The sequence below is a fragment of the Neobacillus sp. NPDC093127 genome, from assembly GCF_044754175.1.
GTDB lineage: Bacteria > Bacillota > Bacilli > Bacillales > Cytobacillaceae > Neobacillus.
In genome coordinates, this window is sequence record NZ_JBIVOP010000031.1 from 45,826 (window position 1) to 57,956 (window position 12,131).

The window sequence follows — 12,131 nt, forward strand, 5'->3', positions numbered from 1 at the left end:
GCACATTTATGATGAAGCAGGATATTGAAAAGGTGTTAGTTTCAGAAGAGGAAATTCAAGAGAAGATAAAAGTGTTAGCAGCTGAGTTAACAGAAGAATACAAAGATCGCTTTCCGCTTGCCATTGGCGTGCTAAAAGGCGCGATGCCCTTTATGGCCGATTTATTAAAACGGATGGATTGCTATCTTGAAATGGATTTTATGGATGTTTCCAGCTACGGCACCGGGTTTGTATCATCAGGAGAGGTGAAAATCCTCAAGGACCTGGATACATCAGTAGAAGGAAGGGACATATTAATTATCGAGGATATAATTGACAGCGGTCTGACGCTCAGTTATTTAGTCGATTTATTCCGTTACCGGAAGGCAAAATCCATCAAGATTGTTACCTTACTTGATAAGCCTACCGGAAGAAAGAGTGGAATTAAAGCAGATTATGTTGGATTCATCGTCCCAGATGAGTTTGTTGTCGGTTATGGATTGGATTATATCGAGAAATACCGAAACCTCCCATATATTGGTGTTTTAAAACCTGAGGTTTATAGCAATAATCAATAAGGAATAGCTAAATGGATTGGTTTTCCCTTCGATTTGTATAAGCAAACGAATGATGCCAATAATTGAGAGCAATTCCTTGAATTAGTAAGATTTTCTATGATACTATTTAATATAGTTTTTACCCGCGGGAGGAGGTAAGAGATGAATCGGATTTTCCGTAATACCATCTTTTATTTATTAATATTTTTAGTTATTATTGGCGTGGTTAGTTTCTTTAATGGGAGTAATGAACCGACCGATCACATTTCCTATGATAAGTTCGTTAAGCAATTAGAAAATGGTGAAGTGAAAACATTTTCGATGCAGCCTGAACGAGGAGTGTATGAAGTTCGCGGTGAGCTCAATGCAAAAGACAAGAAATTTATAACCTATATTCCAAACAGCGAGAAAATTCTTGCACGAATTGATGCAGCTGATTCAAAAGTGGAAGTAATGCCAGCAAAGGAAACTAGCGGCTGGGTAACGTTCTTTACTTCAATTATTCCGTTCGTGATTATCTTTATTTTATTCTTCTTCTTATTAAACCAAGCTCAAGGCGGCGGCAGCCGTGTGATGAACTTTGGTAAATCGAAGGCAAAGCTTTATAACGATGATAAGAAAAAGGTTCGTTTTAGAGATGTTGCCGGTGCGGATGAGGAAAAGGCTGAATTAGTTGAGGTCGTTGAGTTCCTTAAAGACCCTCGTAAATTCGCTGAATTAGGTGCCCGTATTCCAAAGGGAGTTCTCTTAGTGGGACCTCCAGGGACTGGTAAAACATTACTTGCCCGGGCAACAGCAGGTGAAGCGGGAGTTCCTTTCTTCTCAATAAGCGGTTCTGACTTTGTCGAAATGTTTGTTGGGGTCGGTGCTTCGCGTGTTCGTGATTTATTTGAAAATGCAAAGAAAAATGCACCATGTATTATTTTTATTGATGAAATTGATGCTGTCGGACGTCAGCGCGGAGCCGGACTCGGCGGCGGACACGATGAGCGTGAACAAACGTTGAATCAACTTTTAGTTGAGATGGATGGTTTTGGTGCGAATGAGGGAATCATTATCATTGCAGCAACGAACCGTGCAGATATTCTTGACCCTGCATTATTACGTCCTGGCCGTTTTGACCGTCAAATTACCGTTGATCGTCCAGATGTAATTGGGCGTGAGGCAGTACTAAAAGTCCATGCGCGCAATAAACCGTTAGATGAATCAGTAAATTTAAAAAATATTGCGATGCGTACACCTGGTTTCTCAGGTGCTGATCTAGAGAATTTATTGAATGAGGCCGCACTTGTTGCAGCCCGAAGCAGTAAGAAGAAAATCGATATGGAAGATATCGATGAAGCAACAGACCGCGTCATTGCTGGTCCAGCAAAGAAGAGCCGGGTTATTTCCGAAAAAGAACGGAATATCGTAGCTTTCCACGAGGGCGGTCATACCGTTATCGGATTAGTGCTCGATGAAGCAGATATGGTCCACAAAGTAACGATTGTTCCCCGGGGGCAAGCAGGCGGCTATGCCGTCATGCTTCCTAGAGAAGACCGCTACTTTATGACAAAGCCGGAATTGCTTGATAAAATTACCGGATTATTGGGTGGACGTGTCGCTGAAGAAATTGTTTTTGGTGAAGTTAGTACGGGTGCCCACAACGACTTCCAGCGGGCTACAGGTATTGCCCGCAAGATGGTAACTGAATATGGGATGAGCGATAAGCTTGGACCGCTTCAGTTCGGTCAAGGTTCAGGCGGTCAGGTTTTCTTAGGCCGTGACATTCACAATGAACAAAATTATTCCGATGCAATTGCCTACGAGATTGATCTCGAAATTCAAAGAATTATTAAAGAATGTTATGAAAAGGCAAGAAAGATTCTGACTGAGAATCGTGACAAGCTTGATTTGATTGCTAAGACACTTCTTGAGGTAGAAACACTTGTTGCCGAACAAATCAAATACTTGGTTGACCACGGTCATATGCCTGATTCTTCTGTTACCTTAGAATCTGTAAAAATTGGACCTAAAAAGCCAGGGGATATGAAGGTTAACATTAATACTAAAAAGGATGAGGAAGCGAAAGAGGAGAAATCTTTCCTAGATACCCCACCTGATGACATTGATTACAAGTAAATTGCGAAAAGAGTGCTTCGAACCGAAGCACTCTTTTTTTCGATAGGAAAGTAAACTTTTTCATCAGGAATGGGCTGCTATGCTTCATGAACCGCCTGCCGGCTCGCCAATCGGCAAGTTTTCTTTATCATCAATATACGATTTATGTTATTATGTTTTCAGTGTAGAAAAGAAAAATCGATAAAGTGAGTGATAGCTTTGATTTTCGTATTTGATGTGGGAAATACCAATATTGTCTTAGGTGTTTATCAAGGTGATAAACTTAAATATCATTGGCGGGTGGAAACAAGCCGAAACCGCACAGAAGATGAGTTTGGCATGAGCATAAAAGCGTTGTTTGACCATTCAGGTCTTTCTTTTTCCGATATTAACGGCATTATTATTTCTTCAGTTGTTCCGCCAATCATGTTTGCGTTAGAAAGAATGTGCCAGAAGTACTTCCATGTTAAGCCGCTTATTGTCGGACCTGGGATAAAAACAGGACTGAATATTAAATATGAAAATCCAAGGGAAGTTGGAGCAGATCGGATTGTTAACGCTGTAGCGGCGATTCAAGATTATGGAAGTCCGCTGATTATTGTCGATTTTGGGACAGCAACCACCTATTGTTATGTGAATGAGGAGCGGCAATATATGGGTGGAGCGATTGCACCTGGTGTAGGTATCTCGACAGAGGCGCTATACTCTAAAGCGGCAAAACTGCCGCGAATTGAAATTGCCCGCCCTGAAGGGGTAATCGGGAAAAATACGGTGGCCGCTATGCAGGCGGGGATTGTCTATGGATATGTAGGACAAGTTGAGGGCATCGTAAGGCGGATGATGGAACAGAGCGGGAAGAAGCCAACGGTTATTGCAACAGGCGGGCTGGCCCCGTTAATTGCCCAGGAATCAACGATTATTGATGTGGTCGATCCATTTTTAACGTTAAAAGGATTACAGCTCATCTATAAACGAAATATCGGATAAGATAAGAAAAGCGGAAGTCCAGCAGCCGTTGGGGGCTGAGCTGGACAATTCTCAAAGCCAATATTTTATGCTTTCTTAGCAGCTGAAAAGGGGTCATTTTATGAAGGATTATCTAGTGAAAGCACTAGCCTATGATGGAAATATACGCGCTTATGCAGTAAGGACGACAGAAACAGTGAGTGAGGCGCAGCGTCGGCACCGCACATGGCGGACAGCTTCAGCCGCGCTTGGCCGTGCGGTGACCGCAGGGGTGATGATGGGTGCGATGCTTAAGGGTGAGGACAAGCTTACAATTAAAATAAACGGCGGCGGGCCAATCGGGCAAATTGTTGTCGACAGTAATGCCAAAGGCGAAGTCCGCGGCTATGTGACCAATCCAGAGGTTGATTTTGAATCAAACGAGCATGGCAAGCTTGATGTCCGCCGCGCGGTTGGCACCGATGGCTTGCTGTCAGTCGTCAAGGATGTAGGGCTCCGCAACTTTTTCTCTGGCCAGGTTCCACTTGTTTCAGGAGAATTAGGAGAGGACTTCACCTATTATTTTGCGACATCGGAACAGGTACCTTCATCGGTTGGTGTCGGTGTGTTAGTTAACCCTGACGATACAATTTTGGCGGCAGGCGGGTTTATTTTTCAATTAATGCCAGGCACTGAAGAACCCGTTATTGCCAAAATGGAGGAACGTTTACAAACGATTGCCCCCATCTCTACATTAATTGAACAAGGCCTAACACCTGAGGAAATCTTAGAAGAACTTTTTGGAAAAGAAAATGTAAAGGTATTAGAAACAATGCCGGTACAATTTGAGTGTAACTGCTCTAAAGAGCGCTTTGCTAATGCCATTGTTGGCTTAGGCGCTGCGGAAATAAATGCGATGATTGAAGAAGATGGACAGGCCGAGGCACATTGCCACTTCTGCAATGAGAAATATCATTTTTCGAAGGAAGAATTAGAAGCACTGAAAAAGGATGCCAAATAATCCTTTGATATGGAAAAGGGGCGGAGCGCCGCAAAAACGAATCAGTATAGACAAGTTTAGCTAGTAATATACATTTTATACTTTCGATAAAGTGAATCCATGCTCTGCTCACACCGCCTTTATTAGGTGACTAATACTGGTTCTCTGAATTTATTTTCCATGGTAAATAGTGGCGTGTGACGCCATATGAGTTTTGTTAGGGGTGAAGAGGTTGGCGAGGAAGCAGCTTTGGATGGTTATTGCCGCTCTTATTATGGTTAATTGCCTGACTGTCGCTTTTTTCCTTTCAAAGGCGAGTGAGACAAGCGGAACCATGAGCAATGAAGAGGCAGTGGCAACGGTGGGAAAAAAGGCAATTTCAAGACAGGATTGGCTGAATGAATTAGAATCCAGATACGGAAAAGACATATTAAAAGAAATGATTGATCAAATGGTCGTTAACGAAATAGCGGCAAAATATCATATAAAAGTATCTGACCAAGAGGTTGAACGGGAATTTAGAATGCTCCAAGCCACCTCTAATTCTTTTAGCCAAAAGAACCATAAGAATGAGAAACAATGGAAGGAACAAATTCGGCAGAGCCTTCTATTAGAGGAACTTTTGACAAGAGATGTCGTAGTTTCGAATAAAGAGTTGAAAAGCTATTATGATAAAAACAAAACGCTTTTCGATGTACCGGTCACTTACCATCTATCCCATATCATTGTTAAAACCAAGGGAGAGGCAGAAAAGGCTTCAAAGGAGTTAGCGAATGGTTCAAGTTTTGCTGCGTTAGCAATGGAACGTTCTATTGAAGAGTTTTCAGCTAATGAAGGCGGAGATATAGGCTATATTAGCGAAGAGGATGAACGTTACCCGGAGCAGTATATCGAAACCGCTAAAAAACTAAAGACTGGAGCTTATAGTAAGCCGTTCAAGGTGGAACAAGGATATGCCTTACTGAAGCTTGAAGCGAAAATAAGCGGGAAAAAATATAGTTACGATGATGTTAAAGAGCAAATTCGCCGGCAAATTGCCCTTGAGCAAATCAAAACACCCGTCTCAGCCTCAACTTTTTGGGATGAAGCAAAGGTGGACTGGTTTTACGACAGTAATAAAAAGGCAAACTAAAAGCGCAGGAAATTTCTGTGCTTTTTTTTATAAAATGGAAGTTTAAAGAATATTGTTAATTTTGAGCACAATGTTGATTGGAGTGGAAGGCGCGAGACTCCTGCGGGAGCAGCGGGACAGGTGAGACCCCGCAGGCGCTTTAGCGCCGAGGAGGCTCACCGCCCGCCCCGCGGAACGCGAAGCGCCTGGAACGGAAATCAACATTCCCTTTTAACACAGTCAAAAAAATAAGAAATCACGATGCAAAAAGATTGACAAAACAAGTATAAAACTGGTAAATTCAATATAAATCCAATCAAAATACTCGGAATAGGGGTGCTTGTAATGCGTGTTGCAAATTCAGTGGCTGAATTAGTCGGCCAGACTCCAATTGTTAAGCTAAATAGATTGACAGATGAAAACAGTGCAGAGGTTTATTTAAAGCTTGAATATTTTAACCCGGGGAGCAGTGTCAAGGATCGGATTGCCTTAGCGATGATTGAAGCTGCTGAGGACCAGGGATTAATCAAGCCTGGGGTTGATACAATTATTGAACCAACAAGCGGAAATACGGGCATCGGCCTGGCAATGATTGCGGCGGCAAAGGGGTATAAGGCCGTGTTTGTTATGCCAGAGACCATGAGTTTAGAGAGACGAAATCTGCTTCGCGCTTACGGGGCTGAGCTAGTGTTGACACCTGGACCAGAGGGTATGAAAGGTGCTATTGCTAAAGCGGAAGAACTTGTCAAAGAACACGGCTATTTTCTGCCTCAGCAATTTAAGAATAAAGCCAATCCTGAGGTTCATCGTAGAACAACAGGAAAGGAAATTGTAGAACAAATGGATCAGCTGGATGCATTTGTATCAGGAATCGGAACAGGCGGAACAATTTCAGGGGCCGGCAGTGTGCTCCGTGAAAAATTCCCGGATGTTAAAATTTATGCAGTCGAGCCAACGGATTCAGCAGTTCTTTCCGGCGGAAAACCAGGCCCGCATAAGCTTCAAGGTCTTGGCGCAGGATTTATCCCTGACACCTTAAATACAAATATCTATGATGAAATTATCCAGGTGGGAACAGAAGAAGCATTCGAAGCCTCCCGCCGTGCCGCAAAAGAAGAAGGGATTCTAGGCGGAATTTCTTCAGGGGCAGCAATTTATGCAGCATTAAAAGTTGCAAAGGAATTAGGAAAAGGCAAAAAAGTGCTTGCAATTATTCCTGATAACGGAGAACGCTATTTAAGCACACTGCTTTATCAGTATGATGTGGAATAGAAACAAATTGGAGGCGTTGGCGATTGCCAACGCCTCTATTTTTATGTGGAAAAGGGGCGGAGCGCCGCAAAAACGAATCAGTAAATCCAAATTTAGTGGAGATTATACGATTACCGCTTCGAATTGGGCGAAGCGCTGCTCTGCTCACACCGCCTTTATTGGCAGAATGTATCTCTGAATAAGTTTTCATAGTAAATGGTGGCATAGAACCTATATTAGTTTTGGAAATTAATAAAAGCTTCATGTATGATAAATGAGTGAAAACAAGCGAAGGGGGAATCGGAATGAAATCAACTCAAGAACAGATTCAATGCGGCCCATATACATTGGATTTTACGAAAAAAACAATTGTGATGGGCATTTTAAATGCCACGCCAGATTCCTTTTCGGATGGCGGCGAATATAATCAAATCGAAACTGCAGTAAAGCGGGCGAAGGAGATGGCAGCGAACGGGGCGGACATCATTGATATCGGCGGTGAATCCACACGTCCCGGCTTTGCTGCTGTTTCTGTAGAAGAAGAGCTCGAACGCGTAATTCCAATTATCAAGGCTATTTCCCGCCATGTTCAAATCCCAATATCGATTGATACATATAAAGCAGAAGTAGCGAAGCAAGCGATTGAAGCAGGTGCCCATATCATTAATGATATTTGGGGAGCGAAAGCGGATGAAAAGATGGGAAGCGTTGCCGCGGAGTACAATGTCCCCATCATCTTAATGCATAACCGTCATAATCGAAACTATCGTGTATTCGTAAGAGATGTCTTCAATGACCTATATGAAAGCATCGCCATTGTTAAACAAGCCGGAGTCATCGATAATAATATTATCCTCGATCCCGGTATCGGATTTGCCAAGGACTATCAAGAGAACCTGCTCATGATGCAAAACTTAGATAAACTGGTAATGCTCGGGTATCCCGTTCTATTAGGGACATCACGTAAAACAATGATTGGCCAGGCATTAAATCTTCCAGTTGAAGAGAGAATGGAAGGAACAGGTGCAACCGTTTGTTATGGGATTCAAAAGGGCTGTCAGATCATCCGCATTCATGATGTTAAGGAAATGAGCAGAATGGCAAAAATGATGGATGCTATGATGGGGAAGGGTGAAATCATTGGATAAAATATACGTAAATGGGATGGAGTTTTACGGCTACCATGGTGTTTTTCCGGAAGAAACTCGACTAGGTCAAAGATTTGCTGTCGATTTAGCCGTTTCTGTTGATTTGAAAAAGGCAGGGGAATCCGATGAAATAGAACACTCTGTCAATTATGGCGAGCTGTATGAAGTGTGCAAAGAAATTGTCGAAGGAAAGCCATATAAGCTTGTTGAAGCTGTGGCAGAGAAAATTGCCGGAAGTGTCCTGACGGGATTCCCGCTCGTATCAGAGGTCACGGTAAAAGTCATCAAACCAGACCCGCCGATTCCTGGCCATTATAAGTCCGTTGCCGTAGAAATTACAAGGAGAAGATAAAAAGTGGAAAACACAGCATTTATTGCCCTTGGCTCGAACGTAGGAAACCGTTATGATAATATAACGAGAGCAATCAAACTTTTAACCAGTGATTCGGTAACTAGGTTGGTAACTTTCTCCTCTATTTATGAAACAGATCCGGTCGGCTATGAAGATCAGGATTTATTTTTAAATATGGTGATTAAGGTTATCACTGATTTGGATGCTCATGAATTATTAGCTAAATGTTTAAAAATAGAACTGAATCTTGGGAGAAAGAGGGAAATAAAATGGGGTCCGCGGACAGTAGACCTTGACATTCTGACTTTTAACCAAGAAAATATTGAAACAGAGAAGCTTATTGTTCCGCATCCGAGGATGTTAGAGCGGGCATTTGTGCTTGTGCCGCTTTTAGAATTGAAGCCAAACTTTTCGTGGATGGAAAAGCCTCTTGAAGCAGCGCTGGCTGAATTACCTGATAAAGAAGGAGTCCGAATATGGAAGCAGAAAAGTGGGGAAGACGTATTCGAGCCTATCGGAAGCTGAAAGGTTACACACAGGAGAGCTTTTCGAAGGAACTAGGTGTATCAGTATCGATTTTAGGAGAGATTGAAAGAGGAAATCGCCTGCCTGCAGGTGACTTACTAGAAAGAATTGCTCATTCCTTAAAAATAACTATAGATGATTTAACACCGAAAGAATAGGAGGTGGATTTTTGTTAAAAATCGGTAATATTGAAATGAAGAACCCTGTTGTCTTAGCACCAATGGCTGGTGTCTGTAACTCGGCATTCCGTTTAACGGTTAAAGAGTTCGGTGCCGGTTTAGTTTGTGCGGAAATGGTCAGCGACAAAGGGATTGTTTTAAAAAATGAAAAAACGATGAATATGCTGTATATTGATGAGCGTGAAAAACCGTTGAGTCTGCAAATTTTTGGCGGGGAAAAGAAAACGCTGGTTGAAGCGGCTAAATTTGTTGACCAAAATACGAATGCTGATATTATCGATATCAATATGGGCTGTCCTGTTCCGAAAATCACCAAATGTGATGCAGGTGCAAAATGGCTGCTTGATCCCAATAAAATCTACGAAATGGTGTCTGCGGTTGTGGCAGAAGTGGAAAAGCCTGTAACCGTAAAAATGCGGATGGGCTGGGACGCGGAGCATATCTTTGCCGTCAAAAATGCCCAAGCGATTGAGCGTGCAGGCGGAAAGGCAGTAGCCCTTCACGGCCGTACGCGTGTGCAAATGTATGAAGGAAAAGCAAATTGGGACATTATCCGTGAAGTTAAACAGTCTGTTACCATTCCGGTCATCGGTAATGGAGATGTCCAAACACCACAGGATGCCAAAAGAATGCTTGATGAAACCGGCGTTGACGGGGTCATGATTGGCAGAGCGGCATTAGGCGACCCGTGGATGATTTACCGTACCGTTCAGTATCTTGAAACAGGTAAGTTAATGGCGCCGCCATCTGTTCGTGAAAAAATCGATGTCTGCATCCTTCATTTGGATCGGTTGATTGCCCTGAAAAATGAACATATAGCAGTTCGGGAAATGCGTAAACATGCCGCCTGGTATTTAAAAGGAGTCCCCGGTAATGCGAGAGTGCGTAATGCCATCAATGAGTGTGATACGCGTGACCATTTAGTTTCCATCTTAAATGATTTAGTCATCGAGATGGAAGAAAAGGAGCAAAGCCAGGCAATTGTTGGTTAAGTTTGACTTGCTTTAGGCTGATGTTCTATCCTATTTATGATTACCGATGGAAGCTGCCAGTGGGATAACTGGCAGTTTTTATTCTATAAAGAACTTTTTTGGTGTCTGAAATCTTAAGATTGTGTAAAATAATAGAGTATGCAAAAAAAGTAATTATGCGTGTGTTTACATAATTAAGAAATTAATGGAGTTGATAGTGTTGAGTCAGGAAGAATTAAACGATCAATTAATGGTCAGACGTGAAAAAATGAATTCGATGCGTGAAAATGGTTTAGATCCATTTGGTAAGCGGTTTGACCGTTCCCACTACAGTGCTGAATTGGTTGAACAATATGGACAATTGGAAAATGAAGAGCTTGACGGGAAAAACATGACGGTTAGTATTGCCGGCCGCATCATGACAAAGCGCGGAAAAGGGAAAGCAGGCTTTGCCCACATTCAAGATTTAAAGGGGCAAATTCAAATCTATGTTAGGCATGATGCTGTAGGAGAGGAACAATATCAAATTTTCAATTCCGCTGACTTAGGAGACATCATCGGGGTAACTGGAACTGTATTTAAAACCAAAATGGGTGAACTCTCGATAAAAGTTAAAGACTTTACCTTCTTATCTAAAGCTCTTCGTCCATTACCGGATAAATTTCATGGACTTAAAGATGTTGAGCAGCGTTACCGCCAACGTTATTTAGATTTAATTATGAGTCAAGAAAGTAAACAGACCTTTATTTCCCGGAGCCGGATCATTCAATCAATGCGCCGCTATCTGGATAGCAAAGGTTATTTAGAAGTCGAAACGCCAATGATGCATGCAATTGCTGGCGGTGCATCTGCACGTCCATTCATTACGCATCATAATGCCCTTGATATGGAATTATATATGCGGATAGCCATTGAACTTCATTTGAAACGTTTAATCGTCGGCGGTCTCGAAAAGGTTTATGAAATCGGCCGTGTATTTAGAAATGAGGGCGTATCGACCCGTCACAACCCTGAGTTTACCATGATTGAACTTTATGAAGCCTATGCAGACTATCGTGATATCATGAGCCTTACGGAAAACTTAGTTGCCCATATTGCTCAAGAAGTAGTCGGAACAACAACCATCCAATATGGTGATTATGAAGTAGATTTAAAACCAGAGTGGAAAAGACTTCACATGGTCGACGCTATTAAAGAATTTACCGGTGCGGATTTCTGGAAGGAAATGAGTGTTGAAGAAGCTCGCGGACTTGCCAAAGAACATGGAGTGGAAATTAACGATAAAATGTTATATGGTCATATCGTTAATGAATTCTTCGAGCAGAAGGTAGAGGAAAAGTTAATTCAGCCAACCTTTATTTTTGGACATCCAGTAGAGATTTCACCGTTAGCTAAGAAAAATGATGAAGACCCGCGCTTCACCGATCGTTTTGAATTGTTTATCGTAGCCCGTGAGCATGCAAATGCTTTTACCGAGCTTAATGACCCAATTGACCAACGGGAACGGTTTGAAGCACAGTTAATGGAACGTGAACAAGGTAATGATGAAGCCCACTTGATGGATGAAGACTTTGTTGAGGCGTTGGAATACGGTATGCCGCCAACAGGAGGCTTAGGAATTGGAATTGATCGCTTAGTTATGCTATTAACGAATTCTCCGTCTATTCGTGATGTGCTGTTATTCCCATTAATGCGCCATCGTTAAGGATGGTAAAGTGCCGGCCGTGCCGGCACTTTTTCTTTGATAATTTTTATAAAAAAACGTAAAAAAAGTATTGCGCTGATTTAATAATGGTGGTATATTAATATCTGTTGTTGCGAGACAGTAACACAAATGAAAAAAAAGAAATAAAAAAGTTGTTGACTTTCGGTTGATAACTTGGTAAGATTATAAAGTCGCTTTTGAGTGACAAACGATTTGTTCTTTGAAAACTAAACAAACAAAAACGTCAACAAACAATATTTTTTAGTTTTTTTATAAAACTAAGCCAACGTAACATTTATGAGCTAATC

At 42.0% G+C, this 12,131-nt stretch carries 13 protein-coding genes; all 13 read left to right on the forward strand.

Annotated features, from left to right (window positions below; all coding sequences use genetic code 11):
- Positions 1 to 11 precede the first annotated feature (11 nt).
- Complete coding sequence (gene hpt, locus ACIQCO_RS26190) at positions 12 to 557, forward strand: hypoxanthine phosphoribosyltransferase (RefSeq protein WP_483874179.1); 546 nt, start codon at positions 12 to 14, stop codon at positions 555 to 557.
- A 141-nt stretch (positions 558 to 698) separates the two neighbouring features.
- Positions 699 to 2,657: an ATP-dependent zinc metalloprotease FtsH gene (gene ftsH, locus ACIQCO_RS26195; RefSeq protein ID WP_400434857.1), complete on the forward strand. Its 1,959-nt coding sequence runs from the start codon at positions 699 to 701 to the stop codon at positions 2,655 to 2,657.
- A 198-nt stretch (positions 2,658 to 2,855) separates the two neighbouring features.
- On the forward strand, positions 2,856 to 3,623 hold the full coding sequence (locus ACIQCO_RS26200; RefSeq protein ID WP_400434859.1) for a type III pantothenate kinase: 768 nt from the start codon (positions 2,856 to 2,858) through the stop codon (positions 3,621 to 3,623).
- 100 nt (positions 3,624 to 3,723) lie between these two features.
- A complete protein-coding gene (gene hslO / locus ACIQCO_RS26205) occupies positions 3,724 to 4,602 on the forward strand; it encodes an Hsp33 family molecular chaperone HslO (protein WP_400434861.1) in 879 nt (292 codons plus the stop codon).
- A gap of 202 nt (positions 4,603 to 4,804) precedes the next feature.
- On the forward strand, positions 4,805 to 5,713 hold the full coding sequence (locus ACIQCO_RS26210) for a peptidyl-prolyl cis-trans isomerase (protein ID WP_400434863.1): 909 nt from the start codon (positions 4,805 to 4,807) through the stop codon (positions 5,711 to 5,713).
- A gap of 324 nt (positions 5,714 to 6,037) precedes the next feature.
- A complete protein-coding gene (gene cysK, locus ACIQCO_RS26215) occupies positions 6,038 to 6,964 on the forward strand; it encodes a cysteine synthase A (RefSeq protein ID WP_400434865.1) in 927 nt (308 codons plus the stop codon).
- Positions 6,954 to 7,142 carry a hypothetical protein gene (locus ACIQCO_RS26220; RefSeq protein ID WP_400434867.1) on the forward strand — a complete coding sequence of 63 codons (189 nt, stop codon included), beginning with the start codon at positions 6,954 to 6,956 and terminating at the stop codon, positions 7,140 to 7,142. The genes cysK and ACIQCO_RS26220 overlap by 11 nt, the downstream gene beginning before the upstream one ends.
- A gap of 106 nt (positions 7,143 to 7,248) precedes the next feature.
- A complete protein-coding gene (gene folP / locus ACIQCO_RS26225) occupies positions 7,249 to 8,091 on the forward strand; it encodes a dihydropteroate synthase (protein ID WP_400434869.1) in 843 nt (280 codons plus the stop codon).
- Positions 8,084 to 8,443 (forward strand): dihydroneopterin aldolase, encoded by a 360-nt coding sequence (gene folB / locus ACIQCO_RS26230; protein WP_400434871.1) that lies wholly within the window; start codon positions 8,084 to 8,086, stop codon positions 8,441 to 8,443. Before folP ends, folB begins: the two co-directional genes overlap by 8 nt.
- Before the next feature lie 3 nt (positions 8,444 to 8,446).
- Positions 8,447 to 8,968: a 2-amino-4-hydroxy-6-hydroxymethyldihydropteridine diphosphokinase gene (folK, locus tag ACIQCO_RS26235; RefSeq protein WP_400434873.1), complete on the forward strand. Its 522-nt coding sequence runs from the start codon at positions 8,447 to 8,449 to the stop codon at positions 8,966 to 8,968.
- Positions 8,920 to 9,126, forward strand: a complete 207-nt coding sequence (locus ACIQCO_RS26240) for a helix-turn-helix domain-containing protein (protein ID WP_066094593.1) — start codon at positions 8,920 to 8,922, stop codon at positions 9,124 to 9,126. The genes folK and ACIQCO_RS26240 overlap by 49 nt, the downstream gene beginning before the upstream one ends.
- Positions 9,127 to 9,137: 11 nt before the next feature.
- Positions 9,138 to 10,139, forward strand: coding sequence for a tRNA dihydrouridine synthase DusB (dusB, locus tag ACIQCO_RS26245; RefSeq protein WP_400434875.1), 1,002 nt, complete (start codon positions 9,138 to 9,140; stop codon positions 10,137 to 10,139).
- A 199-nt stretch (positions 10,140 to 10,338) separates the two neighbouring features.
- Positions 10,339 to 11,823, forward strand: a complete 1,485-nt coding sequence (gene lysS, locus ACIQCO_RS26250; RefSeq protein WP_400434877.1) for a lysine--tRNA ligase — start codon at positions 10,339 to 10,341, stop codon at positions 11,821 to 11,823.
- The last annotated feature ends 308 nt before the right edge of the window (positions 11,824 to 12,131 follow it).

Bases quoted from the DNA above. Each gene is read 5' to 3' on its own strand.
- ACIQCO_RS26220 (WP_400434867.1), top strand. From the start codon at position 6,954: ATGTGGAATAGAAACAAATTGGAGGCGTTGGCGATTGCCAACGCCTCT.
- hpt (WP_483874179.1), top strand. From the start codon at position 12: ATGAAGCAGGATATTGAAAAGGTGTTAGTTTCAGAAGAGGAAATTCAA.
- hslO (WP_400434861.1), top strand. From the start codon at position 3,724: ATGAAGGATTATCTAGTGAAAGCACTAGCCTATGATGGAAATATACGC.
- folP (WP_400434869.1), top strand. From the start codon at position 7,249: ATGAAATCAACTCAAGAACAGATTCAATGCGGCCCATATACATTGGAT.
- ftsH (WP_400434857.1), top strand. From the start codon at position 699: ATGAATCGGATTTTCCGTAATACCATCTTTTATTTATTAATATTTTTA.
- cysK (WP_400434865.1), top strand. From the start codon at position 6,038: ATGCGTGTTGCAAATTCAGTGGCTGAATTAGTCGGCCAGACTCCAATT.
- ACIQCO_RS26240 (WP_066094593.1), top strand. From the start codon at position 8,920: ATGGAAGCAGAAAAGTGGGGAAGACGTATTCGAGCCTATCGGAAGCTG.